The organism is Sphingorhabdus sp. (assembly GCF_044239665.1).
Classification (GTDB): Bacteria; Pseudomonadota; Alphaproteobacteria; order Sphingomonadales; family Sphingomonadaceae; genus Sphingorhabdus_B.
Map to the genome: position 1 here is coordinate 27,348 of NZ_JBIIBA010000013.1, position 26,205 is coordinate 53,552.

The window sequence follows — 26,205 nt, forward strand, 5'->3', positions numbered from 1 at the left end:
GATAAGGAAATGGAATGATCTCCTTCTTTGTGTCTTTGTGGCTTTGCGTGATAATATTATTTGGGGCTTGCGTCATAACGACACATCGACGCGGCCTTGCCCCAAAGCGGCACAAAAAAGCCGGATCTTTTCAGATCCGGCTTCCTCCCCCTGTCGCTTTTAGCGACAAACTATGTGTCGTATGTTTCGAAACGACCTATCGTTTTTTCTTTTTGCAAATTTTCTGCGTCAAGAAAAGCAAAAAAAATCGTTAGAAATCACGCGAGAATTTCACCCCGATGATGCGGGGTTTGACGAGCACATCGTAAAACGCGCCGCCCGTTGGTGTTGACGCCGTGACACCCGTTCCGCAGGTTGTTTCAATACATTGGACGCCGGTGTTCACCACGCCGCGTGTATCGAACAAGTTTGTGGCAAATGCCTCAATCTTCCATGCGTCACTTTTCACGCCAACGGAGATGTCAGCCGTGGTGTAAGCATCCAGATTGCCCTTGATGCTATTCTGCACGGGCCGCAAATCGCTTCGGCGGCTGCCGGTGTGATTGACCGCAAACTGCACATGACCATCCCAATCAGCGACCGGGAATTCGTAACGTGCAATCGCATTGCCCTTTAACTTGGCGGTCACAGGCAGACGCGATCCCGATGGCGCAAGCAATTCATTGCCCGCCGTCGTGCAATCAAAAGTTGCGTTGGCTACCTTACAGAAATCGCGTTGGCTTTTCGCATCATTATAGCTGAAACCCGTGTTGAGGCTGAAACCGCCCGTCCGGAAGCCAGCGTCCATTTCGACACCACGAATACGGGCAACACCGGCATTTCGGATTTCGGTCAGGCCGTTCGCACCCAAGAAAGAAAGCTGGATATTGTTCCAATCTTCTTGGAACACCGCGCCGTTCCAACGGAACGCACCGAAGGTGGTTTTCCAGCCCAATTCATAATTGTCGAGCTTGTCCGAACCATAAGGCGGCAAGGTGCCGCGACGGTTGATCCCGCCCGGACGGAAGCCGCGCGACCATGTGGTATAGACCAGAATATCGTCGGTGACTTTGTATGTTGCGTTCATCTTATGGATGAAACCCGTGTCCGACGTGGATTTGTCGACATTGGTGCAAGGGCTGCCATCAACAAGGATTGGCACAGGCGTTCCCGCCGGATTGGCGCGCCGCGTTGTACCATTGGTGTTAAGGCAGGCCGATTCGCCGGTCTTGCTCGAAAATCCAGCCGCATAGCCGAAAAAGCCCTGCAACGAGTTATCGAACTTATAATAACGCAAGCCGCCGGTGAGCGAGAGCTTCTCCGTCAAATCATAGGTCAATTCACCAAAAGCCGCATAATCGCGGTCAACCCGCTGTTGCTTGGTCAACCAGATATTGCTGTCGGTTCCCTTCACAGTGATGGAATCGGCAATTTTGTCGATGATGTAATTTTGTTCGATGTTATGCGATTGGCGTTGCGCAAATACACCGCCAATGAACCGCAAGGGCGCGTCCGCAGGGCTTGCAACCCGCAATTCGCCAAAGCTTTTCTTATAACGATCAACGCCTTGAATATATTGGTTCGGGTTCACAAGCGTCCCGGCATTGTCGTAGAAATAATTGCCGTAACCGGCCAATGCGTCATAAAAATACGCATAATCCGAATAATCCGACTGCGTTTCGGTCTTGCGGCGCAAATGACCGCCCGTCGCCGTCACATCCCAGTTACCGATTGTGCCTTCAATCGTCATTGCCGCCTGAATCCATTTATCACGGCTGCCTTCGGGATTATACTGAACGGTCTGCAGTTCGGCCTTGGTTTGCCCTGAACGTTCCTGCGAGAAGCTACCTTGCGTATTTTGAACCTGCCCCATCACTGTTGGCTTAATCGTCCAATTGTCATCAAGGTCGATGCCGAGTGCCAAACGCGCACCATAGGTTTCGGCGTCGTTATAGTTTTTCTCAACCAAGGCGGTGTTGCTCTGCTTGATGCCTGACGAGGCATAAGTCCGGCTGCCCGCAATATTGTCGATATAGCCGCCATCATCGCGATACCAGCCAACCAAACGCGCGGCCGCACCTTCCGCAATCGGCACGTTCACAAAGCCTTCGTAAATCGACCCCATGTCGCCATGCGCAACAGTGTTCAATTCAACGCCAGCGCTTCCGTAGAAACCCGATGGATCCGGCGCGTTTGTCACCAGCTTCAACGTGCCGGCCATAGAGCTTGCACCATATAATGTGCCCTGCGGTCCGGCGAGCGCCTCAACACGGGCAAGGTCATAAGCATGCAGATCCAGCGCGCCTTGAATGGTGGTGATCGGCATTTCGTCGAGATACGTACCAACCGTTGGCAGCGAAGCCGAGTGGTTCGCGTTTTCACCAGAGGCCACACCACGGAAATAGACCTGCGCGAAGCCGGGTCCGCCTTGCTGAATAGTGACCGATGGCAGGAATTTCACAACATCCTGCAATTCGCTGACCTGCAATTGGTCGAGCTTTTCATTACCAATGGCGTTGATCGCGATGGGCACGTCCTGCAAATTTTGTTCGCGCTTCTGCGCGGTGACGACGATGACATTGCTATCCGCGTCAGCGGCTTCCTGCGCCATTGCAGGCACGGCAACGCCAAAAGCAGTTGATGTCAGCAATGCGGCCATGGCCGTGCGGACCTTAGTCCGATGATTTAGTTTACGCACAATTACCCCCCTTTGGTGAATGTGATGCAATTAGGCTCCTAAACGCGCAGGCGCGCAATATATTTTCGCAATCTGTGGCATTTATTTGAAACTTTAGTACGCCTTGTTGCAATGCAGCAACTATGTTGTTGTTGCAGGATAGGTTTCCCAAAACGGCCCCAGCGCGCGTTTCAGTGGCTCCAGATGCGCCGCATAAGGCTTCCATTGATCGACGCCGTCACGATTGATCGGACGCCGCACCTGCTCGCTGGACGCCGTACGCACGGCGCGCGTGCTCTGATGGAAATTCAGACAATTGTCTTCAAACGGAACGCCCAGAAAATCCAATAGCCCGCGAATTTCCCGTTCTGGATTTTCCAGCAGTTCTTCGTGAATGACGCGATAGACATGACCCGGCTCACCCGTGTCAAAATGCGCCATCAACCGCACATAATCGGCATAATATTGCCCCATATGGGCAAGGTCGTAACTAAACGCCTGCCCCTTGGCGAAATGCTGCCGGTAATTGGAAAAGCAGCAATCGAGCGGATGCCGCCGCGCGTCGATGATTTTCGCATTCGGCAGGATCAGGCGAATGAACGCGATATAATTCCAGTTGTTGGGCAACTTGTCGATGAAGAAGGGTTTCGCGGTCTTACGCTGGATCCGAGTGCGTTCGATAAACTCCGCGCCCAGCCGTTCGGCGTCCTGCGCGCTGAAACCAGACAGCGCGTCAATCCAGTCCGACCCGCGCCCCTCGCGCAGCGCCATCGCCGGAATATCGGGCAATTCCATCGTGCCTTCCACCATCGAATGGCTGGCAAGAATTTGTTCAATCAACGTTGAACCCGCGCGCGGCATGCCAAGGATGAAAATCGGGTCGGGCGCATCATGCCCCTGCCCGGCGCGCGCGCGCCAAAATTCAGGCGTGCACAGCGTGATGATTTTATCGACCTGGTCGCTTATAGATTGTGGATCATAATGCAGCTCAGCACTGCGTAACGCATTGGCTTTTGCATAATGCGCGAATGCTGCGGCATGGTCAGCACGCTCCTCCATCGCCTTGCCCAGTGCAAAATGGAGATGATAGGCATCCTCTGTGCCAAGGCCGCCAGACGCCAAAGCCGCGTCCATTGCGGCAACATCATCGTCGGAGAAGCTTACCGTTTTTAAATTGGCGAGACTCCAATAGACTTCACCCAAAGTGGGTTCGACCGCCAAAGCGCGGCGATAGGCCGCAACGCTTTCATTCTGATTACCGACGGTCTTGAGCATATGGCCATAGCTCATCCATAATTTAGCATGGTCGGGAAAGCGCGTGGTCAATTCCTGATACAGGGCAATCGCCTCTTCATAGCCGCCAATCCGGCCAAGCGCCGCCGCTTTCAGATTTTGCTGAACGGGGTTGTCGCCCCCTTCCGCCAAAACGGCATTGAGATGTTCCAACGCCTCTGGAAAGCGGTTTTGTTTATACAGCACTGTTGCCAAATTGGCCCGTGCTGCGCCAAAATCGGGCGTCAATTCCAATGCGCGGCGCAGCAACGCCTCGCTGTCTTTCAACCGGCCAACGCGCGCGGCCAGTTCGGCCATCATGCGGATCGCCGCCACATCTGTTGGCGCATCGCGCAAATGGCCACGCAAAATCGGTTCTGCATCCTCCAACCGGTTTTCCAACAACGCCGCCGCCGCCGCCATGAGGTTGGGGTTGCGTAAGGCGGCTTCAATCGCCGGGCGAGCGGAGGGCTGGTTCATATCATTGGGTCTAAGCCAAATGGCCGCGATTTTGAAGCAGCCAAATCATCTTGCGTATCGATGTCGCGCAAACTGCCTGCGGGCGCGGCCAAGCTGCGCGCGCGCGCAAGGATTTGTCGCGCGCCTGCATCGCCTTGTGTTGCCAAGAGCAAAGGCCAAGTGGCGCGCGGGAAAATAGCGGGCGGCATGGCTTGATTTCCATCCAACGATGCCATGATGTCGCCATCGCACGCCGCGATCAGCGCGTGGATGTGCGATGCCGCAATGAATGGCATATCGGCCAGCGCAATTAGCAAGGCTTGCGCCTGCGTCTTTGCAGCCGCATCGACCGCGAGATGCAGCGAAGCGGACAGGCCAACTGCTGCGCGCGGGTTATCGACAATTCTATAGCCCAAATCTGCATAATGTGGCGATATGTCTGCCTTGGGCTGACACACCGCAAAATGCGCTGCGGCGTCCACGCCGGCCAAGGTCCGCCCGGCGCAGATGCCAAGCGGCGCGCCTCCCAAATCCGCCATTAACTTATCCGAACCAAAACGGCGGGCATTTCCGGCCGCAAGCAAGACAATTGCGACCTGCTTTGCCTCCATTAACGCAGGCCTAGATTGAATGCGCGGATCATCCCGCCTGCAATCGAGAGCGCAATTTCCGGCGCGCTGATCGCGTTGATCGCAACGCCCGCTGGCCCCTCTATCCGCGCGCATTGTTCCGCGCCGACACCCGCCGCAGACAGGCGCGACAGCCGCGCCTGATGCGACCGTGATGAGCCCAAAGCCGCCACATAAGCGGCAGGGCTCGCCAATGCAGATATCAAAGCGGGATCATCAATTTTGGGATCATGGCTCAAGGTCACAATCGCGCTGCGGCTATCGGGCGCGAAGGCCTTGACCGCTTCGTCGGGCCAACGGTCATCAAGGCGCACGCCGGGGAAACGATCCGCCGTCAAAAACCGTCCGCGCGGGTCGCATAAGGTGACATCAATGCCTTGCGATACCGCAATCGCCGATAATGCCGCCGCAATCTCGACCGCGCCGACAATCAACAGGCGGCGGGGGGGATGATAGACATTGATAAAGCCATCGGCCTGCGCGCCTTCCATTACCCCACTGCGGCCAGTGGCAAGGTTTGTCACAACGGATAATGTCGCTCCGCTGCTGCGCGCGCGCACGATGTCGGCAAATAGGCTTTCGGGGAATCCTTCATCCGACACCGGTTGCACCAGCACCTGAATATCGCCGCCGCAAGGCAGGCCAACGTCCCACGCCGCATCATCGGCAACGCCGTAACGCCGCAACACCGCTGGCGCGCCAGCCAACACCATCTGCGCGCGTTCCAGAACATCAGCCTCCACACAGCCGCCGGACACTGAACCCACAAACCGCCCGTCGGCATGGACCAGCATATGCGTGCCCGTTGGACAAGGCGCAGACTTCCACGTTTCAACTACCGTCGCAATCGCCATCGGCGCGCCAGCCCAATCACGCGCGGCGGCAAGGATGCGATCATGGTTGGCACTGCCTGTTTTCATGGCTACCCGCTAGCAAAGTGAAAGAAGCGTTGCTATATGAAACGCGATATAGGTCGGGAACTTCATCACATGGCAATCGAGACGTCAATCAACGGCAAAACAGTGGCATTGTCCGCTGAACCGGACACCCCATTATTATGGGTCATCCGTGAAGAACTTGGCCTGACGGGAACAAAATTTGGTTGCGGCGTTGCGGCCTGCGGGGCGTGCACCGTGCATGTCGATGGCGAGCCCACCCGATCGTGCAGCGTGCCGGTTAGCGACGTTGCAGGCAAATCAATCACCACGATTGAAGGGCTGAAATCCGCCGATGGCACGCTGCACGCGGTGCAAAAAGCGTGGATCGCGGCGCAAGTGCCCCAATGCGGCTATTGCCAGTCCGGACAAATCATGGCCGCAGTGGCACTGATCGAAAAAACCGGTCGGCCAAGCGATGCGCAAATTGACGCAGCGATGACCAACCTCTGCCGCTGCGGCACCTATCCGCGTATTCGCAAGGCCATTCGCGCCGCCACCGGACAGGCCGCCCAAGCTGTTGAGGGAGCCGTCTGATGACCGATACCCCAACGTCCGATATTGCACCAGAAGCCCCCATCAAGCGCAAAGGCGTGAAGCGCCGTGCCTTTTTAATCGGCGGTGTCGCCATCGTCGGCGCGGGCTTGTTTGGTATCTCAATTGCCGATCGCAATGCTGCTAAAGACGCCAAGGCGCGCATAACAGGCGAAGGCGAGCATAGTTTTGCGACATGGCTGAAAATCAGCGAAGATGACGTTATCACCATTTATTCGCCGCACACCGACATTGGTCAGGGGGCAAATACGGGTCTTGCGCAAATGCTCGCCGAAGAATTGGATGCGGCATGGGACCAAGTGCGCATCGTTTCTGCGCCTGCGGAACCGGCCTTTGCCAATGTCGGCTTGGGTCGCGGATTTCTGGCCGACATGACTGGGCAGCCAGCAATCGTCAACGGCATTCCGCAATCCTTTTTGTCGTTCATCGCGCGGCAAATGAACCTGCAGATTACCGGCGGTTCAACTGCCTTGCGCTTTACCGGCCAAATGACCTTTCAAAAGGTGGGCGCGGCCACGCGGCTTGCACTGATGGAAACCGCCGCCAAGCGGTTAAATGTGCCGGTCGGCGAGCTGACGACGCAGGACAGCCGCGTCATTCACGCCAAATCAAGCCAATCGTTGCGTTATGGTGAGCTTGCGGCGCAAGCAGCGACCTTATCGCTCGATAACGAACCGACGCTGAAAGACCCCGCCCAATATCGCCTGATGCGGCAATCGATGCAGCGCCTTGATATTCCCGCCAAGGTCGACGGCACTGCGCAATATGGCATGGATTTTGCGATCCCCGACATGCGTGTGGCAACGATTCAAGCCGCCCCCGTGCGCGGTGGGAAGCTGACGTCCGTCGACACTGCACCTGCATTGGCGATCAAGGGTGTGGAGAAGGTCATCAAGCTCGAAAATGCCGTCGCCGTCGTGGCCAAGGGCTATTGGCCAGCCATTTCCGGCCTGCGCGCTTTGGCACCCAGCTTTAGCGACGGTGGCCATGCCGACATTTCCACTGCATCTATTTTTAAAGCGCATGATGATATCATCGCCAAGGGAGAAGCCGATAGCGAAGCAGGCGAAGGTGATGTGCAAGCGGGGCTTGGCACCAAACCCATTCAAGCCAAATATCAGGTGCCGTTCCTCCACCATGCGATGATGGAACCCTTTGCCCTTACCGCCCATTTCAAGGACGGTAAGCTCGACATTTGGGGCGGGATGCAAGACCCGTTGGCAACCAAAATGCTGGCGGTCGAGGTTTCCGGCCTTGATGCAGATGACGTAACGTTCCACCCCATGATCATTGGCGGCAGCTTTGGCCGCCGCTTGCCCATGTATATGGAAATTGTGGACCAAGTGACACAGCTTGCCATGCAATTGCCCTATCCGGTCAAGCTGATCTGGAGCCGGGAGGAAGAAGTTGCCCAAGGCGCCTATCGCCCGCAAAGCTCGGCCTTGCTGTCGGCGGCATTGACGGACAAGAAACGCATTGCCGCTTACCGCAATGATTATGCCCAACCCGAAAGTTCGGAAAGCGAGACCGTATTTCCATACATCTTGCCCGCCGTGTCGCGTCGGCATTTTGCGCATGTGTCGAACCAGAATACGGGCGCATGGCGGTCGGTCAATTCCACACAGCACGGCTTTTACAATGAAAGCTTCATGGATGAACTGGCGCATGCCGCAGGTGAAGACCCCGTCATTTTCCGCCGCAACCATTTGAAAGCGGATTCACGGCATTTGCGCGTTTTGGATGAAGTCGCGGCGCGCAGTGAATGGAACACGCCCTTGCCCGCCGGACGCGGACGCGGCGTGGCTTTGGTCGAAAGCTTCAAAACCATCGTCGCAATGGTCGTTGAAGCCTCAGTTGGCGAAGACGGCATGCCCAAATTGCACAAGGTCACCACGGTCGTTGACGCGGGCAGCATCGTCAACCCCGACGCCGCCATGGCGCAGATTGAGGGCGGCACGATCATGGGCCTATCATCGGCCATTGGCGAGGCAATCACGCTGGAAAAAGGCGCGACGCAGCAAAGCAACCTAAGCGATTATCTGTTGCTGACCATGGCGCAGTCACCGTTGGTGCAGGATATCCATTTCCTGAACAGCGGCGCACCGATGGGCGGCATTGGTGAGCCCGGCGTTCCGCCTGCTGCACCTGCATTGGCCAACGCCTTGTTCGCGGCAACGGGCAAGCGCATCCGCAATCTGCCAATCATGACGCAGGCAAAGGGATAATTTTGCCGGACGCGAAATTACTCAAGCCCACAGATAATCTGGAGATTGCCGAAACGCTGGCGCGGGCGTTCCAGAATGAGTCCGGTTGGAGCTATGTCATCCCCGACGCCAAATTGCGCGCACGGCGGCTGACAGGGGCGTTCCATTTGTTCTTGCGCGACGAACATCGCAAAGGCGCCGTGTTCGGAACCGATGGCATAGAAGCGGTCACCTTATGGCGCGGCCCCGGCCAAGCGCGCGATACGCTCTTCGACACGGCGCGGCTGTTCATACCCTTTGTCCAGCAATTGCGTTTCTCGATTTTGCGCGGGCTTGAAATATCCCATTTGATCGAAAAACATTTGCCGCAAGAGCCCGTCTGGTATTTGCATTTTGCCGGTTGCGACCCCGATTATCAGGGCAAGGGATTTGGCGGTGCGGCGATCCGCGCAGGGCTAGACCGGGCCGATCAAGATGGCCTGCCTGCCTATCTGGAAACCGCCGATGAACATAATATCCCTTTGTACCAAAGCTTTGGCTTTGCCATCAAACATAGTTGGCAAGTCCCCGAAGGCCCCCAATTTTGGGGCATGCAGCGCCCCGGCAAAACCCGGCATTAATCGCCCCATCGCAAAAGCCCTTGCCCTGCATCAGAAATCAGCCTAACCCGTTGAAACGTATCAGGTCTGCGTGAGAGCGTGGATAATAGGGAAGCCGGCGGAAATCCGGCGCTGTTCCCGCAACTGTAACCGGCGAGCTTTTGCTCCAAATGCCACTGGGAAAACGGGTGACCGTGAAACTGGGAAGGCGGGGCAAACGCATTGACCCGGGAGCCAGGAGACCTGCCTGATTACGGTTTGTCCTTTGTGCTTGCGGGACACTGGCGCAATCGGGGTTTTCCTCCGCGTGACGACATTTGGTTGAACGTCATGCGAAGGAGATAAAGCCATGACCTTGTTAAAATATTCGGCAGCCGCATTTGCGATGCTGCCCGTAACCGCCTTTGCGCAAACCGCAGAGGAGGACATCATTGTGACCGCCAGCGGCTTTGAACAGCCGCGATCTGAAACCGGACAGGCAATCGACATTGTTGATCGCGACCGGCTTGACCAACTACAAAGCGCGACCATATCCGAGGCCTTACAAACTGTGCCGGGCGTCAGCATCGCCACGCGCGGCGGCCTTGGCAGCCAGAGCAGCGCCTTCATTCGCGGCGGAAACAGCGCGCAGACTTTAGTGCTGATCGACGGCGTGCGGATCAACGACCTGACCAGCCCAAATGGTGCATTCGACTTTGGTGGATTGATGACGGGCAATATCGGCCGCGTCGAAATCTTGCGTGGCCCAAATTCGGTCATCTGGGGCAGCCAAGCCATTGGCGGCGTCGTGAATATCCAATCGATTGCGCCCGTCAGCGGGTTTGAGGGCCGCATTGCGGGCGAATATGGGAGCCATGACACCAAAAGGCTGAACGCCAATATTGCGGGCAGCAATGGCCTATTGGAAGGCAGCATCGGCGGTTCCTTCGTCGACACCGACGGCATTTCTGCACTTGCAGGCGGCACCGAACGCGATGGTTATGATAATAAGTCCGGCAATGCGCGGCTAAAGGCGCGTGTCAGCGACAGTTTCACGCTTGATATCCGGTCTTATTACAACCGCGCAACGGTTGCCTATGACTCGGCCTTTGGCGGCGGGGCCAATGGCTTGCCCGTGTCACGCAACCGCCAATTTGTCGGCTATGTCGGGGCGAATATCGACGCGCTCGACGGCCGGATGCAGAACCGCATTGCCTATACCCGCACCGAGATAAAGCGCATTGGCACGGACCCAGTGGTGGGCAGTTACAATAATTTCAACCTGCGCGGGTCCATTGACCGGGCCGAACTGCATAGCGCGATTGACATGCACGATGCGCTGACCTTGGTTGCGGGCGCAGAATATGAACGCAGCTTCACCAGCACGTCGTTCGAAGGCGCTAAGCCCAATGTCGCCCGCAATGACGTGGTCAGCGGCTTTGGCCAGATGATATTGCGTCCGGTCACTGGCCTGACGGTCACCGCTGGCGTCCGCCATGATGTGTATGGCGATTATGGCGGACAGACGAGCTTTGGCGGCAACGCTGCCTTTACGCCCAATGCTGGCCGGACGATGTTCCGCGCGACTTATGGCGAAGGGTTTCGCGCACCGACACTGACCGAAGGTCAGCCACCTTATGGCAATCCGGACCTCAAGCCGGAAACCGCGCGTAATTTCGACCTTGGCGTTGAACAACAATTTCTGGACGGAAAGGTCCAAATTTTCACGACATATTTCAATCGCCGCAGCAATGACCTCATCGCTTTTTCGACGGTCAGTTTTACATCGGAGAATATCGACAAAGTGACGTCAAAAGGGGTTGAGGCCGGACTTAGCCTGAACCCCACCGACCGCATCGACATCCGTGCAAGCTATACTTTAGTGGACGCCATCAACCGCACCGCAGGGGCCAATTTTGGCAATCGCCAAGCCCTGCGCCCGCAGCATAGCATGAGCCTGACTGCCGATTGGCAGACGCCCTTTGGTTTGTCGGTGGGAAGCAGCTTGTTGCGCATTGGCGACAGCTTCGACAATGCCACAAATTCCGTCCGGCTTGATGGCTATACATTGGTCGGGCTTCGGGCATCGATGCCACTGAGCGATAGGTTGGAAGTGTATGGCCGCGTCGATAATCTGTTCGATGCCAATTACATAATGGTCGCGGGCTATAACAGCTTTGGTCGCCGTGCCACCTTTGGCGTGCGGGCAAAATTCTGATGCGCTTTGGCTGGTGCCTCCTTTCGGCTTTTGCCGTGGCGGGATGCGCCAGCCAACCGGTGATTGCGCCGCATGGCATCGTGTCCAACAATCCGTGCATTGATGCCGTGCTGGCGCAGATCGCTTTGCCCGGACAAATCAGCGCGGTCAGCATCTATTCGCATGAACCGGATAGCGCGTCCGCGCCACTGGCATGGGCGCGGCAATTGCCCGCCATTGGCATAAGCGCAGAGGAAATATTGTTGGCGCGGCCCAAGATGGTGCTCACCGGAAATCTTGCAAGCGGCGGCACTAACGCCTTTCTCGCGCGCGCCGGCATTAAAACCGTGGCATTGGGGGTCGCGCCGACGGTCGCCGACGAATTGCAACAGATCCGGACAATTGCCGCCGCAATTGACAGGGTGGATGCTGGAGAAAGGCTGATTTCCGACATTCAGCAATCTCTACCCAGCACCCCCATTTCCGGACCGCCTGTATCGGCGATTATCTGGCAAAGTGGCCGGTTTGTGGCGGGCAAAGGCACGTTGCAGGACGAATTATTAATGCGCCACGGCTTTCGCAACGCCAGCGCGCAATATGGCCTTTCATCATGGGGAATATTGCCGTTAGAGACCCTAATGCGCAACCCGCCACAAGTGATCTTCATGCCAACCCGCGAGCGCCGTTTCGATGCCCTGGAAATGAGCGCCCGGTCAAAACTGCTCGCCCATTTGGGTGATCGCACCCGCATTGTCGAATTTCCTGACCAATATTGCGGCGGGCCGACGATTATCAAAGCGTCATCGATATTGGCCAAAACACGCGCTATTTTCCATCAGGACAAACCATGAATAAGCGCGCCTTAACATCGCTTCTCCTGCTCCTCACGGTTGCGGCGTTCCTGCTGTCGCTCATGGCCGGAAAGGTCTGGATTTGGCCGAGTTCATGGGCGGCGGACAATGCTGATGGCTGGATTTTCTTGGAACTGCGTTTGCCCCGCGCGCTACTTGGCCTTTGCATTGGCGCGGTGCTCGGGCTTTCGGGCGCAGTCATGCAGGGCTATCTGCGCAATCCTTTAGCTGACCCGACCGTGCTGGGCGTTTCGGCGAGCGCAGCGTTGGGCGGCGTCGGTGCGATTTACCTTGGGCTCAACATGCTGCCCTTCGGCCTGTTCGCTTGTGCGATGCTGGGCGCTGGTGCGAGCATATTGTTGTTGCTCGCCATTTCACGAGGCGGCGGCCCCATGGGCTTCATCCTTGGCGGCATGGTGCTGTCGACTTTGGCGGGCGCGCTGACCGCCTTTGTTATCAGCATCGCGCCAAACCCCTTTGCCGCCAGTGAAATCATCAATTGGTTGATGGGCGCACTGACCGACCGATTGATGACGGATGTCTGGACCGCTTTGCCCTTCATGGCGCTGGGCGTGGCTATATTGCTCTCTACGGGCCGCGCACTAGATGCGCTGACCTTAGGCGAAAATGGCGCAAAAAGCCTTGGCATCAACCTATTCCGGCTGCAGTGGATCATTGTGCTGGGCGTTGGTCTTGCTGTTGGCGCGTCCGTCGCGGTGTCCGGTGTGGTCGGCTTTGTCGGGTTGATCGTCCCGCATCTTATCCGCGCCATTTATGGCGAGCAGCCATCGAAAATATTGCTGCCGTCGGCCTTGGGCGGCGCAATCCTTACGCTGACCGCCGATAGCCTTGTCCGGTTGGTTCCCGGCCCCAGCGAAGTGCGGCTGGGCATTGCAATGGCCGTGCTTGGTGCGCCGTTTTTCCTTCTTTTGCTGCTGCGCTATCGCAAGGGTGCGGCATGACCCTGACCGTCCGCAATCTTGGTTTTGCCCATGCAGATCGGCCCACGTTGGAAGGGATTGACGCGACATTTGAAAGCGGAAAGCTCACCGTCATTCTTGGCCCCAATGGCGCAGGGAAATCTACCTTGCTGGCATGCCTTGCGGGCCTTTTGGAACCGCAAACCGGCACCGCCAGCCTGCATGACACAGACATCACCCGCATGGCCCCGACCGACCGCGCCCGGCACATCGGGCTGTTGCCTCAAGGCGCAGAAACGCATTGGGCGATCTCGTCAAAGGCTTTGGTTGCACTTGGCCGCATTCCCCATATGCGCGGTGCAGGGACATCCGCAGACGACCGCAGGGCCATAGCCGCGGCGATGTCGGCGACCGCCACCGAAGACTTCGCGCATCGTCCGGTCACACAGCTATCCGGCGGCGAACGTGCCCGTGTTCTCCTTGCGCGGGTGCTGGCGGGGGAACCTTCATGGATATTGGCGGATGAACCGCTGGCCAATCTCGACCCCGGCTTTCAACTCGACATTTTGAACTTGCTGCAACAGCAGGCCGAAGCCGGAAAAGGGGTCGTCGCGGTGCTGCACGATTTGCACCATGCGGTGCGTTTTGCCGGTCATATACTGCTGCTGCACGAAGGTAGGCTATTCGCGCAAGGCAGCGTCGAAGATGTCATCACCGCCGCCAACCTCGCGCATGTTTACGGGATTGACGCGAATCTTTTCAAGGACGAGGAAGGGGCCGTCCAGTTGTTCATCAAAGGCAAGGTCAGAACATGAAATATGCCCTCCCCATTATCGCTCTCTTGCTCTCTGGCTGCGCCATGAGCGTTACGTCGACGTCCGATATGGCCCCAATTGCCCCACAAAGCGCGCAGGAGGCGCTGCGTCCTTATTACGCGACCCTAAACGCAAAGTTGCCCAAGGCTGCTTCTAACCCCGCTCTCGCGGCAGATACGGTCATCACGCGCTTCGCCTTTGGTAGTTGCATGAACGAAAATCGCGACATGAAATTCTGGGACGTCATCGCCGCGCAGAACCCGCAGGCTTTCCTGCTGATTGGTGACAATGTCTATGGCGATACAAGGCCCACCAATGGCGCGGATATCCCGACGCTGGCGGCAAGCTATAAAAAGCTGAATAGCCGCGTGGAATTTGACCGCTTCCGTCGCAGCGTGCCGATGATGACCGCATGGGACGATCATGATTATGGCGCCAACGACGCCGGCGGCGCTTTTGCGTTTAAGGAATGGGCGGAGAAAGCCTATGAAACTTATTGGGGATCCACAGATGAGGTAAAGTCGCGCCCGGGCGTGTATGAAAGCCGCATAGTCGGGCCAGAGGGCAAGCGCGTGCAGTTCATCATGCTCGATGGCCGCTTTTTCCGTTCTGATCTTGCGACCATGCCCTATCGCGACCCCGGCCCGACGCTGGGTTGGTACATTCCCAATATGGACCCCAAAGCGACGATATTGGGCCAAGCGCAATGGGAATGGTTGGCGCAGCAGCTCGAAAAACCAGCCGAACTGCGCTTCATCATTTCATCGACTCAGGTGATTACCGACGCGCATAATTTTGAAGGCTGGTCCAATTTTCCAAAGGAACGCGAACGCCTATATGCGTTGCTCGGTCAAAAGGGCGTGAACAACGCCATTTTCCTGACCGGCGACCGACATAGCGGCGGTTTCTATAAGACCAATGCACCCGGCCTTTCCAAGCCATTATGGGATTTCACATCCAGCTCGCTCAATTTCGCCTTTGGCAGAGGCGATGGCAGCGAGCGTGAACCCGACCCACGCCGCACGGGCGGGTTCTGGGGCATTCCCAACTTTGGTCAGGTGGACATTGATTGGGCGGCGAAGAAGGTGACAATGACTTTGCGCAAAGATGATGGCAGCGTCATTGAAACACAGATGGTTAACGCGATTGATTGATCGCTGAATAATCGACCTCTGCGACCTTTTCCATAACCGCTGTGCGAATGGCCTGCGCCGTCGCCAGCGGCAGGGCCACCATTTCCAGCGAGCCGCCTGCGATCCCGAATTTGAGCGAGGCCAGCCCGTAGCGCCGCGCCAATGGCCCTTGCGCAATCTCCACGCTTTGCACCTTCACTTGTGGTGCAAGCGTCCATTGCTGCTGCCACCAGCCGCGCCGAAGGTATAATTGCTGATCATCTAACCCGAAGCGGTATTTGCGCCAGTCACACCAAAACAGCAATGCGGCCATGACCAACAACAGCAATAGCAATAATGTCGGCGCGACGGGCGTATCTGCAAATATCACCAATGCCGCCATCGCGACCAATATCGGCGGTACAAGCAGAAACCAATGCATTATCCAGTGCAAAGCTGCGCCTGTGCGCAGGCGTTCATCACCATCCGGTGCCTCAATCCCCGCGGCCTTAGATATGCGCCACACCTCATCCAAAGTGGCCAATGGTGCGGCGACATAATTGCTTTCTTGCTTGCTATCTTGTGCCAGGCTGACGAATTTCAGGCTGTGCCAGCCGCGACGTTTGCGGATGGGGCCAGTTTGCACGACGGCCGCCTGCACCCGGTGCGTAGGCATGACGACATCGGTTAGGGTGAACAGACCGCGCTGCCGCCGAAACCCCTTTGCCGTCTGGGTTAAGCGAAACCCGTGTTCGCGCAAAAATGTCCGTACAACGCCGGTGGCAAAGCCAATGAAAATCAGACTGCTGAACGCACCAAAGGCCAGGATCAATTGCGCCAGTATGCCGACGCGATTGATCGTGTTGACGTTTACGCCGCTTTCTTGGGCCAAGCCCACCCAGCGTTTGAAATCCCAATAATCAAACGGCAGCAGAAAATCAAACTGCTGGGCAAGGCCGCCAACTGCCGCGAATATGATGAGGGAAAAGGAATAGAGGCCAAGGATGAAAACGCGTTTGCCATCCATCGCGAAGATCGTTTCTATATCTTCGGCCTCGACGGTCTGTGGAACATCCTGCGTCACCGTTACGCCTGCCTTGCGGGCGCGGATCAACGCGCGCAACCGGTTCGCCTCCTCCAAAGTGACGAAGCGCAACGTCGCGTCATCGCCATCGCCGCCGCCCGTTTCAAACTTGACCTCGCTGAGCCCCATGATGCGCGCCAGCAGCTTTTGCTCAATGCTCACATCCTGAATGCGGTCATAGGGAATGGATCGAGCCGTGCGGTTCAACAGGCCTTTTTCAATGCGGATATCATCTGCCCCCACATGATAGCGAAAACGCAGCCATATGAGCCAGCGGAAGAATAGACTAAGTATCAGCACCGCCGCGATGAGGATGGGCAGGAGCGCAGGGTTATCTGCTTTGCGTACACCAAAAACCGCAGCAAGCACAGGAAACAGCAATTGTGGTAGGCCTGTGACAAAACCCACGAACAGGCCGCTGATGTGCAACCGCGCGCCGTCCTGCCCTGTCCCGTCCATAGGGTCGTCTGTGGCTGGGTTCACAGCAGTTCTTGCCGAATGGTAGCGCGAATGGCCTCCCGCATGGCCAAGGCGTCGCCATGCGCCAAGCCCGGCAGCGTTACCTTGCTGTTGTAGTTACCCGCCGTGTGCACCGTCAGCTTGGCAAGGCCATAGCGCCTGTCAATGGGCCCTTGGTCCACATCAATATGCTGTATCCGCCCAAAAGGAACAATCGTGTCGCTGTAGAACATATATCCACGCACAACGCGCAGCCGGTCCGTTCCCATATCATAGCCCCAATGCCGATATTTGCGGGCTGGCAATGTGTATGCGACAAACGCATAGGCCAAAAGCACGGGCACGAGGAAGGTGCCGGAGGGAAGCAACTGTGCAGACTCCAACACCCCTGCCCCAACAACAAATGGCAGCAAGCCAAGGGCCGTGGCAATGCGGCTTGTCGTTATAAATGCAGGGTCAAGTGGCGTCAGTTCCGGCGGGGCATCATCGGTCATGTCGCTGATATGCGCACACTGTGTTGTGTTGGCAAGACGGTTTATCTGTCCTTCACCACGGCAGGCGGCATATAGCGGACCCGTGAGACAAAATGCTTCTCCCCTCCCGCAGGCGGGAGGGGTCGGGGGAGGGTAAAGGACGAAACTCGCTGCGCTCGCCCCTCCCCTAGCCCCTCCCGCAGGCGGGAGGGGAATTTCACGACCAAATTTTCGGGACAACACTATAAATCCTCCCCATCTTTAGTCGATGGGGAGGATATTCTCATCACCTAGCCAGTGCGGCGTTGGCTTCATCCACAAGCTTCGCGATGATATCGACTACGGGCCGCTCCACATGGACCATGCCCACCGACTGCCCAGCCATGACGGAACCATATTCGACATCGCCATCAATCACCGCGCGGCGCAGTGCCCCTGCCCAATATTTTTCGATCTCAAGCTGCGCCGTTTCCATGTCGATTTCACCGCGATCAAGCATGGCCGCGACTTCGACCTGTTTCTTGGTAAACTCTTCGGTACCTTTGTTCTTCAGCGCCCGTACGGGAATGACGGGCAAGCGCGGGTCAATTTGTACGCTGGCGATCGCATCGCGGGCATTGGCGCGCAGGAACGCAGCCTTAAAATTGGGATGCGCGATGCTTTCATGTGCGCACACAAAGCGCGTGCCCAATTGCACCCCTGCTGCCCCCATTTCCAGATAGCTTGCAATCGCGCCGCCACGGGCAATGCCGCCCGCGACGAAAATCGGCAGTTGCTCGCCAAGATCGGGCAAGATTTCCTGCGCCAATACGGATGTTGACACAGGCCCAATATGCCCGCCCGCCTCACTGCCCTCAATCACGAGCGCATCGACGCCGGAGCGCGCGAATTTCTTCGCCAGCGTTAACGCAGGGGCAAAGCAAATGACCTTCGCGCCAAAATCCTTAATGGCCTCAATACTGCCCTTGGGCGGCAGTCCCCCCGCCAGAACCACATGGCTCACCTGATGCCGCGCGCATAACGCAATCAGCTCCATAATCTGCGGATGCATGGTGATGAGGTTTACGCCAAAGGGCTTGGACGTCAGAGCCTTCGTCGCTGCAATCTCCGTATCGAGCAACGCGGGCGTCATAGCGCCACAGGCAATCACGCCAAAGCCACCCGCATTGGAGATGGCCGACACAAGATTGCGCTCCGACACCCAAGACATCGCCCCGCACATAATCGCGACGTCGCAGCCCAGAAAGTCGGTGCCGCGTTGCATGAGATGTTGGAGTTTAGTCATATGTTAGCACCAATTTTTGTTCACGCAGAGGCGCGGAGATCGCAGAGGAATAGAGTGAAAAAGCTTTTCAGTCCTCATGGTTATTGACGACGCGTTTAACGCCTTCTTTCAAAGTATCGCATCCGAAATTAACGAGCAAACCGACAGGCAATTTCATCAGCCGGAGATAGGTCAATAATTGCTTGGAATGGACTGGCTGCAGACGTTCGACAGATTTCAATTCGACAACCAAGCGCTGATCAACCAGCAGATCAATCTTAAATGCTGCCGGAAAGTGCAAGTCCTCATAGACCAATGCTAAAGCCTTTTGCTGTTCAACTTCATATCCAAGACGGCTCAGTTTGCTGGCCAAAATGGTTTCATATACAGATTCTAGAAGCCCAGGACCTAATTCACGATGAATAGCCATAGCTGCGCCAATAACGTCGCCGCTAATTTCATCAATTGGCTTCACTCAACGAACTCCGCGTTCTCTGCGCCTCTGCGTGCAAAATATCTTCACTCCGCATCCAAGCCATAAGCGGTATGCAACACGCGGACGGCAAGTTCTGTCTCATCCTCATCAATCAACACCGACACCTTGATTTCGGACGTTGAAATCGCCTGAATGTTGATCTTGCGGTCGGCAAGGCTCCTAAACATCGTTGAGGCAACACCGGCATGGCTTTTCATACCCACGCCCACCACCGAGATTTTCGCGACCTTAGTGTCGGGAATAAGCCGGTTATAGCCAATGTCGTCGCGGCGGTTTTCCAATATGTCAGTGCAGCGCGCAAGATCAGCTTGCGGGCAGGTAAAGGTCACGTCGGTTTCGCCCTTATCGCGGCCAACATTTTGAATGATCATATCGACGTTGATGTTGGCGTCGGCCAAGGGCGTGAAGATATTGGCCACCGCGCCCGGACGGTCGGGGACGCGGGTGAGCGTTATTTTCGCTTCATTTTTGTCATGCGCGATGCCGGTAATCAGTTGGCGTTCCACTTGGCTATTCTCCAATTCTGCGTCGGTCAGTATCATCGTACCGGGGATGCTGTCAGCATCAGGGGCGCTGTCATCAACGAAGGAGGACAACACTTGAACCCGCACGCCTTCCTTCATCGCAAGGCCAACCGAACGGGTTTGCAATACCTTTGAGCCAACCGAGGCCAGCTCAAGCATTTCTTCGTAGGTAACCGCTTTCAGCTTGCGCGCGCGCGCAACAATGCGCGGGTCAGTGGTGTAGACGCCGTCGACATCAGTATAAATATCGCAGCGGTCGGCCTTTACCGCGGCGGCAATCGCGACGGCCGATGTATCCGACCCGCCACGGCCCAAAGTGGTGACGCGATTATCATCGGTCAGCCCCTGAAACCCCGGAATGACCGCGATATTCCCTGCCTGCATCGACGCCAGTAAATCGTCGGTATCAATCGATCCGATACGTGCCTTGGCATGGGCATTGTCGGTATGAATAGGCATTTGCCATCCCAACCAACTGCGTGCTTCGCAACCCAGAGCTTGCAAGGTGATAGCCAGCAAGCCAGCGGTAATCTGCTCGCCCGCGGCCACAACCACATCATATTCGGCCGGATCGTAGAGCGCATTGGCCTCCCGACAGAAATTGACCAACCGATCCGTGTCACCGGCCATGGCGGACACGACGACAGCCACTTCGTCGCCACGTTCGGCCTGACGTTTGACCAATTGGGCAACGCGGCGGATGCGTTCGGTACCGGCCATCGACGTACCGCCAAATTTCATTACTATGCGCGCCATGAAAACCTTCAATAATTGCTATATTACAATCGCCGGTCCTGATAGGGACAGGATATGACAAACGCAAGCTTGCCCACGACAATTAACGCTGCGGAAGCCGCACATTTTGGTGCTCTCGCCGCTGAATGGTGGGACCCAAAGGGCAGCTCTGCGATGCTGCATAAGCTAAACCCCGTTCGGTTGCGCTTTATCCGGTCTGCTATCGACGCGCATTTTGGCGGCGATGGGAAGTCGCGACACCCATTGGCAGGCAAAATGGTGCTAGATGTTGGCTGCGGCGCGGGCCTTTTGTGCGAACCGCTGGCGCGGCTTGGCGGGAATGTTACGGGCGTTGATGCCGCGCCGGAGAATATTGCGGCGGCACAGGCGCATGCGGATTTGTCCGGCCTTGCCATAAACTACCGCGCTGGCGAAATCGCTGCGCAGGGCCTTGGGCAGTTTGACGTGGTGACCTGCATGGAGGTCATTGAACATGTTATGGACCCGGCGGCATTCATCCACGAATTGGTCCGCCACCTCCGGCCCGATGGGCTATTGCTGCTCTCGACACCCAACCGCACAGCAGCGTCGCGCCTTTTTCTGGTGGAGGCCGCAGAACGGCTTGGCCAGGTCCCCCGCGGCACCCATGATTGGGACAAGTTCCTAACACCTGAAGAACTGACCGCTTTGCTTGCAGATGCAGGGTTGGACGTGATTGACATGGAAGGCATCGCCTTTTCGCCGATGTCGGGGTTGCATTTGAGTGATAATATGGCGCTGAATTATATACTGCGTGCGCGGTTGCGGGGTGGATAACCCCACTTCGGCACCCTAAATGCACTCATTCGTAATCCTGCCCCCCTACTTCGTCATCCTGAACTTGTTTCAGGGTCCATCGCGTCCAATCACCAGCGGTTGCAGCTGATACATAGACCCTGAAACGAGTTCAGGGTGACGAAGTCTTAAGCATTCCCCGCATCTCTTACACCCCTCTGTCATCCTGCCCCCCCTACTTCGTCATCCTGAACTTGTTTCAGGATAACAAACAACCGCAGTGCGTTATCCCGAAACACGTTCGGGATGACGAGGGTTTAAAGTTCGGGATGACGAAGCCTTAAATGCGCACCGCCTTAAACGCGCACCGCATCTGCTAAACTCCGCCGTCACCCTGAACTTGTTTCAGGGTGACGCGTTTTTTTTCAACTGAACCGTCGTTCCAAACGCGCCTCAATCATATCCCGCATCGGCATATTGATCATCGGCAAGGTCGCTAAACCGCGTGATCTTGGCTTCGAATTTCATCCGCACACGTCCGGTCGAACCATGGCGTTGCTTGGAGATAATCAATTCTGCAATGCCGTGAATCCGCTCCATTTTTTCGTTCCAAGCCTCAAATGCAGGCGTGCCTTCATCAGGCTTTTTCATCAATTCATAATAATCTTCGCGGTAGACGAACCATACCATATCGGCATCCTGCTCAATAGAACCGGACTCGCGCAAATCGGACAGCATCGGCGTCTTGTCTTCGCGCTGTTCGACCGCACGACTAAGCTGCGACAGAGCAATAACAGGGATGCTTAATTCTTTTGCCAAGGTCTTCAGACCCCGGCTGATTTCCGAAATTTCGTTGACGCGGTTGTCGTTCGCGCGGCTTGAGCCTTGGAGGAGCTGCAAATAGTCAACAACGATCAGGCCGATTCCGTGCCGCCGCTGCAACCGCCGCGCACGGGTGCGCAATGCCGCAATGGTGAGCGCCGGCGTATCGTCAATGTAGAGCGGCAATTCCTGCAACTCGCGCGACGCGCGCGACAACTCGCGGAAGTCGTCACGGGAAATTTTACCCATGCGCAGCAATTCAGAACTAATGCCCGATTGCTCGGCCAAGATACGTGTCGCCAACTGGTCGGCGGACATTTCAAGGCTGAAAAAGGCGACTTTGGCACCCGACCCCTTGGACTCTTCGATGCCGTCTTCACGCTCGCGTATCCAGCGCCGTGCGGCATTGAACGCGATATTGGTGGCCAATGATGTCTTACCCATGCCGGGACGTCCGGCCAAAATCACCAGGTCGGAATTGTGCAAGCCGCCGCATTTGGTGTTGATGCTGTTAAGGCCAGTGGTGATACCCGAAAGGCTGCCACCTGAATTAAGCGCCTTCTCAACATTGCGAATGGCCTCGGTCGATGCGGCCAGAAAGCTCTTCATGGAGCCGGTTTCGCCTTCACCCTCGGCAACTTTGTAGAGCGCGCTTTCCGCAGCTTCAATCTGTCCCTTTGGATCTACGCTTTCACTCGTATCGAGCGCATTGTCGACCAGGGTCCGACCTACCGTCACAAGCTCCCGCAGCAAGGCCAGATCGTAAATCTGCTGCGCAAAGTCGCGCGCGCCAATCAAGCCTGCGCCATCGGCGGTGAGTTTGATCAGATAGCCTGGCCCGCCCAGTTCTCGCATCGATTCGTCGGCTTCAAAAAACGGCTTCAACGTGACTGGCGTAACCAGCATGTTGCGGTCAATCAGGCGCAAGATATGTTCATAAATCCGGCCGTGCAGGGGTTCAAAAAAATGATCCGGTTGCAGCTTGATCGAGACATCCTCAATCACGCGGTTATCAATGAGGATAGCGCCTAAAAAAGCCGCCTCCGCCTCAATATTGCGCGGTAAGCGTTGGGGTTCAGCTTCATTTGCTGCGGCAAGTCTGATAAGTTCGGCCATGGCTTCCTATCCTTTACCATATCCCGCTGCGCAAGGGGGCAAAAAAGAAGTGCGGGGATATGGCTGTGGACAATATTTTGCACAACGCATTTGCTTGTATCGCCTTAACCCCTTGCCCCAAAAATATCTGAAGCTAACACGGCTATATGGCGGACCCGCGCATCATCAAAGTTGAACTGGACGAAGCGACGATCCTGCGGCGTAATGCCGACATTGAACAGGAACGCCGCGTCGCCATTTTCGACCTGATTGAAGATAATTTCTTCAAACCGCTGCGCGATATGGGCGACGGCTATGCAGGCCCATATCATTTGAGCATCAGCGTCGCCGAAGGCCGCCTCATCCTCGATATCCGCCGTGAAGATGGGGTGCCGCGCGAAATACTGGTGTTGGGGCTTGGCCGATTTCGACGCATAGTGAAGGATTATTTCGCCATTTGCGACAGCTATTACCAAGCCATTCGCAAGGCCAGCGCGGCGGAAATTGAAACCATCGATATGGCACGACGCGGGGTACATGATGCGGCGGCGGAGCTTTTGATGGAACGGCTTGACGGCAAAGTGGAAGTGGATTTTGCCACCGCCCGCCGCCTGTTTACGTTAATCTGCGTGTTACATATCAAAGCATAGTGTCCAGCGCGCCATAACGCCTCTCGACTTTGCGAGGCCGGAGCGCCTATTAATGACGTCGAATCAAAGGGTTTAAACGGGGCTGCATGCTAAAGCGAAATCACAAATTGATCCGCTGGGGCGTGGTCCTGCTGGCTATAGCTTTTATGGGCTATGGGCTGTGGAATTTTGTCACCGGATGGGCCCCACCGCGCAATAGCTATCCCGTACAGGGCATCGTCGCGAACGCGAGCAACGGTCAACCCCGATGGTCGGAACTGGGCGCAACGGGCGTCGATTTCGCTTATATTACTGCCGTCGATGGCGCACGCGGCCGCGATGCACAGTTTCAGGCCAATCTGGCGGCGGTGCAGGAGGCAGGCATTCGCTTTGGCGCGCTGCATCATTATGACCTGTGCCGTTCGGCGTCCGAACAAGCGACGATGTTTATCACCAGCGTGCCGCGCAACGACCGAGCGCTGCCCCCTGCGGTGCAAATGGAGTTTTCCGAAGGCTGCAACAGCCGTCCGAACCGGGCCTTGATTTTGGCGGAATTGGCAACTTTCCTTAATCAGATTGAGGCGCATAGCGGCACCCCCGCAATCCTGTTACTCACGCCCGCATTCGAGAAGGAGTATCAAGTGGGTAAGTCAATTGATCGCAACATCTGGCTTGAGGGCAACGGCATTTCACCCGATTATTCCGCGCGCCCTTGGGTCATGTGGACCGCAAATAGCCAACGTCGTGTCAGCGGCATTGACGGCGCGGTACGCTGGGTCGTGGTGCGCAAATGAGCGCGGCGACAGCACGCTTGGTCCAAGCCGCAATCGACGCGGCCAAGACCGCTTATGCGCCTTATTCCAACTTTCATGTCGGCGCGGCGTTGCTGCTCGACAATGGAGAGATTGTGACCGGCAGCAACTTTGAAAATGCCAGCTATGGCATGACATTATGCGCCGAAACCGTGGCGATTTCTAAAGCCAATAGTGATGGCCAATTGCGCGCAATTCGTGAGATTGCGGTTGCAGGTGGCTTGGCCGGACATGTTGGAACCGGCGCAGACCCCATCACACCATGCGGGCGTTGTCGTCAGATTATCAAGGAAGTGGCGGACCTGACGGACACCGACATTCCGGTGCATTGCGCACATGCAACGGGCTATGCGACATATCCTTTGTCGGAATTGCTGCCGCACGGCTTTGGTCCAGCCAGCTTGAAGTAAGCCGCTTTTGGGGCGCGCAAGATACGCACAATTTTTTCGTGACCACCTCTTGCACGCGCATCGCAGTATGGCAAAAGCGGTTCGGTTAACAAGGAGTGATTATGTCCATATTGTCCGACATCTGGATCCGCGAACAAGCGCAAGCAACGGGCATGATTGAACCCTTTGTCGAGGCGCAGCGCCGCGATGGCTGCATCAGCTATGGCCTGTCCTCTTATGGCTATGACGCCCGCGTGGCCGATGAATTCAAGATTTTCACCAATGTTGATAGTTCCATTGTCGACCCCAAGGATTTTGACCCGAAAAGCTTCGTGGATCGTAAGACCGATGTCTGCATCATTCCGCCCAACAGCTTTGCCTTGGCCCGCACCGTCGAATATTTCCGCGTGCCGCGCGATGTGCTGGTCATCTGCCTTGGCAAGAGCACTTATGCCCGTTGCGGCATCATCGTCAACGTCACGCCATTGGAACCCGGTTGGGAAGGCCATGTGACGCTGGAGTTCAGCAACACCACACCTTTGCCCGCCAAAATCTACGCCAATGAAGGCGCGTGCCAGTTCCTGTTCCTAAAAGGCGAGCAGCCCTGCGAAACCAGCTATGCCGACCGTGCAGGCAAATATATGGGCCAGCGCGGCGTGACTTTGCCGAAATTGTGATTGGGGTTGGATGGTTGAAAATAGGTAGGAAACGGCCTGTCGAGTTTCGATAAACCAAAGACAATAGCTGACCTTTAAAAATTCACTCGTGCTGCGGAAGCCCGTCGGCAATTTCGTAATAGTCACCTTTTTCGCCGACGAAGATATGCATTTTAACTGTGGTGCCAGTTGGACGGTCAAACGCCCCCATCGCGACTGCAATCCAGTCACGATGCGAAGGCTCCCAAAAAAGCGAGGAGCCGCACTCGCCGCAAAAGCCACGGCGGATTTGCTGCGAGGATTGGAACCATTTGAGCGCGTCAGTGCCAGATAATGACAGTGCTGATTTTGGAACGTCTGTGGAAGCAAAGCAGTGCCCAGATTGCTTTCTACATTTACTGCAGTGGCAAATGTCCGGCTGCGGTAGATCGCCTTCTACGGTGAATGTTATGGCACCGCACATGCATGAACCAGAATGCATAAATTATGGCCTTTCCCACGTCCGTTCATACGGCTTTCAGGGACGGCGGACAAGGACCGCTATTGGTTCGGGAGGCGACTGTCTGCTTTTGGATCGACGAAGGAGCAAAGCGGAACTTCAGCAAACGACCGATTTGTGGTCATCAGTCCCCAATGTTCCGAAAACCGGCATGCTTGTTTTTAAATTGGGGTCTGTTTAGGGACTTATACCAACCTGCATTGATCACAACTCACTGGCCCATTTACGATGGCCGATGGTCATAATGCGCCAAGGCTGATCTATGAGTTTGTTCCACGCCTCGCAGCAGAGGTCGACGATATTGTCGTGGG

At 56.3% G+C, this 26,205-nt stretch carries 24 protein-coding genes and 1 riboswitch; of the genes, 13 read left to right on the plus strand and 11 right to left on the minus strand.

Annotated features, from left to right (window positions below; all coding sequences use genetic code 11):
- Positions 1-250: 250 nt before the first annotated feature.
- The 4 genes from ACILP3_RS05830 to ACILP3_RS05845 form a co-directional block, all read right to left on the minus strand.
- Complete coding sequence (locus ACILP3_RS05830) at positions 251-2,677, minus strand: TonB-dependent receptor (protein WP_395615720.1); 2,427 nt, start codon at positions 2,675-2,677, stop codon at positions 251-253.
- A 120-nt stretch (positions 2,678-2,797) separates the two neighbouring features.
- The gene (locus tag ACILP3_RS05835; protein ID WP_395615721.1) at positions 2,798-4,408 is read right to left on the minus strand and encodes a sulfotransferase; all 1,611 of its coding nucleotides are present in this window, start codon (positions 4,406-4,408) and stop codon (positions 2,798-2,800) included.
- Positions 4,405-4,998 carry an NTP transferase domain-containing protein gene (locus ACILP3_RS05840; RefSeq protein WP_395615722.1) on the minus strand — a complete coding sequence of 198 codons (594 nt, stop codon included), beginning with the start codon at positions 4,996-4,998 and terminating at the stop codon, positions 4,405-4,407. The genes ACILP3_RS05835 and ACILP3_RS05840 overlap by 4 nt, the downstream gene beginning before the upstream one ends.
- Complete coding sequence (locus ACILP3_RS05845; RefSeq protein ID WP_395615723.1) at positions 4,998-5,936, minus strand: XdhC family protein; 939 nt, start codon at positions 5,934-5,936, stop codon at positions 4,998-5,000. Before ACILP3_RS05845 ends, ACILP3_RS05840 begins: the two co-directional genes overlap by 1 nt.
- Before the next feature lie 36 nt (positions 5,937-5,972).
- Between ACILP3_RS05845 and ACILP3_RS05850 the strand changes: the two genes are divergently transcribed.
- The 8 genes from ACILP3_RS05850 to ACILP3_RS05885 all read left to right on the plus strand — a co-directional run bounded on the left by ACILP3_RS05850 (position 5,973) and on the right by ACILP3_RS05885 (position 15,225).
- Positions 5,973-6,488 (plus strand): (2Fe-2S)-binding protein, encoded by a 516-nt coding sequence (locus tag ACILP3_RS05850; protein ID WP_395615724.1) that lies wholly within the window; start codon positions 5,973-5,975, stop codon positions 6,486-6,488.
- Positions 6,488-8,731, plus strand: a complete 2,244-nt coding sequence (locus ACILP3_RS05855) for a molybdopterin cofactor-binding domain-containing protein (RefSeq protein WP_395615725.1) — start codon at positions 6,488-6,490, stop codon at positions 8,729-8,731. Before ACILP3_RS05850 ends, ACILP3_RS05855 begins: the two co-directional genes overlap by 1 nt.
- A 2-nt stretch (positions 8,732-8,733) precedes the next feature.
- The gene (locus tag ACILP3_RS05860; RefSeq protein ID WP_395615726.1) at positions 8,734-9,330 is read left to right on the plus strand and encodes a GNAT family N-acetyltransferase; all 597 of its coding nucleotides are present in this window, start codon (positions 8,734-8,736) and stop codon (positions 9,328-9,330) included.
- A 45-nt stretch (positions 9,331-9,375) separates the two neighbouring features.
- Positions 9,376-9,575: riboswitch (cobalamin riboswitch) on the plus strand.
- Between the two features lie 83 nt (positions 9,576-9,658).
- A complete protein-coding gene (locus ACILP3_RS05865) occupies positions 9,659-11,506 on the plus strand; it encodes a TonB-dependent receptor plug domain-containing protein (protein ID WP_395615727.1) in 1,848 nt (615 codons plus the stop codon).
- Positions 11,506-12,336 carry an ABC transporter substrate-binding protein gene (locus ACILP3_RS05870; protein WP_395615728.1) on the plus strand — a complete coding sequence of 277 codons (831 nt, stop codon included), beginning with the start codon at positions 11,506-11,508 and terminating at the stop codon, positions 12,334-12,336. The genes ACILP3_RS05865 and ACILP3_RS05870 overlap by 1 nt, the downstream gene beginning before the upstream one ends.
- Positions 12,333-13,298: a FecCD family ABC transporter permease gene (locus tag ACILP3_RS05875; protein WP_395615729.1), complete on the plus strand. Its 966-nt coding sequence runs from the start codon at positions 12,333-12,335 to the stop codon at positions 13,296-13,298. Before ACILP3_RS05870 ends, ACILP3_RS05875 begins: the two co-directional genes overlap by 4 nt.
- Complete coding sequence (locus tag ACILP3_RS05880) at positions 13,295-14,071, plus strand: ABC transporter ATP-binding protein (protein ID WP_395615730.1); 777 nt, start codon at positions 13,295-13,297, stop codon at positions 14,069-14,071. Before ACILP3_RS05875 ends, ACILP3_RS05880 begins: the two co-directional genes overlap by 4 nt.
- A complete protein-coding gene (locus ACILP3_RS05885; protein ID WP_395615731.1) occupies positions 14,068-15,225 on the plus strand; it encodes an alkaline phosphatase D family protein in 1,158 nt (385 codons plus the stop codon). The genes ACILP3_RS05880 and ACILP3_RS05885 overlap by 4 nt, the downstream gene beginning before the upstream one ends.
- On the opposite strand, the gene ACILP3_RS05890 is transcribed toward ACILP3_RS05885, so the two are convergent.
- The 5 genes from ACILP3_RS05890 to ACILP3_RS05910 form a co-directional block, all read right to left on the minus strand.
- Positions 15,209-16,750 (minus strand): PH domain-containing protein, encoded by a 1,542-nt coding sequence (locus ACILP3_RS05890; protein WP_395615732.1) that lies wholly within the window; start codon positions 16,748-16,750, stop codon positions 15,209-15,211. The genes ACILP3_RS05885 and ACILP3_RS05890 overlap by 17 nt on opposite strands.
- Positions 16,747-17,220, minus strand: a complete 474-nt coding sequence (locus ACILP3_RS05895; protein WP_395615733.1) for a PH domain-containing protein — start codon at positions 17,218-17,220, stop codon at positions 16,747-16,749. Before ACILP3_RS05895 ends, ACILP3_RS05890 begins: the two co-directional genes overlap by 4 nt.
- Before the next feature lie 265 nt (positions 17,221-17,485).
- Entirely contained in the window at positions 17,486-18,484 is a 999-nt protein-coding gene (locus ACILP3_RS05900) for an NAD(P)H-dependent flavin oxidoreductase (RefSeq protein ID WP_395615734.1), read from the minus strand.
- A gap of 67 nt (positions 18,485-18,551) precedes the next feature.
- Positions 18,552-18,938: a GxxExxY protein gene (locus ACILP3_RS05905; protein ID WP_395615735.1), complete on the minus strand. Its 387-nt coding sequence runs from the start codon at positions 18,936-18,938 to the stop codon at positions 18,552-18,554.
- Between the two features lie 44 nt (positions 18,939-18,982).
- The gene (locus tag ACILP3_RS05910; RefSeq protein ID WP_395615736.1) at positions 18,983-20,239 is read right to left on the minus strand and encodes an aspartate kinase; all 1,257 of its coding nucleotides are present in this window, start codon (positions 20,237-20,239) and stop codon (positions 18,983-18,985) included.
- Positions 20,240-20,293: 54 nt separating this feature from the next.
- On the opposite strand from ACILP3_RS05910, the gene ubiG reads away from it, so the two are divergent.
- Positions 20,294-21,034: a bifunctional 2-polyprenyl-6-hydroxyphenol methylase/3-demethylubiquinol 3-O-methyltransferase UbiG gene (gene ubiG / locus ACILP3_RS05915; RefSeq protein WP_395615737.1), complete on the plus strand. Its 741-nt coding sequence runs from the start codon at positions 20,294-20,296 to the stop codon at positions 21,032-21,034.
- A 411-nt stretch (positions 21,035-21,445) separates the two neighbouring features.
- On the opposite strand, the gene ACILP3_RS05920 is transcribed toward ubiG, so the two are convergent.
- Positions 21,446-22,930, minus strand: a complete 1,485-nt coding sequence (locus tag ACILP3_RS05920; protein WP_395615738.1) for a replicative DNA helicase — start codon at positions 22,928-22,930, stop codon at positions 21,446-21,448.
- Between the two features lie 146 nt (positions 22,931-23,076).
- Here ACILP3_RS05920 and ACILP3_RS05925 point away from each other — a divergent pair, with 146 nt between their 5' ends.
- From ACILP3_RS05925 to dcd, 4 genes are all read left to right on the plus strand, one after another.
- The gene (locus tag ACILP3_RS05925) at positions 23,077-23,559 is read left to right on the plus strand and encodes a UPF0262 family protein (protein ID WP_395615739.1); all 483 of its coding nucleotides are present in this window, start codon (positions 23,077-23,079) and stop codon (positions 23,557-23,559) included.
- Between the two features lie 86 nt (positions 23,560-23,645).
- Positions 23,646-24,332: a glycoside hydrolase family 25 protein gene (locus ACILP3_RS05930; RefSeq protein WP_395615740.1), complete on the plus strand. Its 687-nt coding sequence runs from the start codon at positions 23,646-23,648 to the stop codon at positions 24,330-24,332.
- A complete protein-coding gene (locus ACILP3_RS05935; protein ID WP_395615741.1) occupies positions 24,329-24,760 on the plus strand; it encodes a cytidine deaminase in 432 nt (143 codons plus the stop codon). Before ACILP3_RS05930 ends, ACILP3_RS05935 begins: the two co-directional genes overlap by 4 nt.
- Before the next feature lie 101 nt (positions 24,761-24,861).
- Positions 24,862-25,416 (plus strand): dCTP deaminase, encoded by a 555-nt coding sequence (gene dcd / locus ACILP3_RS05940; RefSeq protein WP_333566736.1) that lies wholly within the window; start codon positions 24,862-24,864, stop codon positions 25,414-25,416.
- Positions 25,417-25,498: 82 nt separating this feature from the next.
- On the opposite strand, the gene ACILP3_RS05945 is transcribed toward dcd, so the two are convergent.
- Positions 25,499-25,876, minus strand: a complete 378-nt coding sequence (locus tag ACILP3_RS05945) for a GFA family protein (protein ID WP_395615742.1) — start codon at positions 25,874-25,876, stop codon at positions 25,499-25,501.
- Positions 25,877-26,205: the final 329 nt, after the last annotated feature.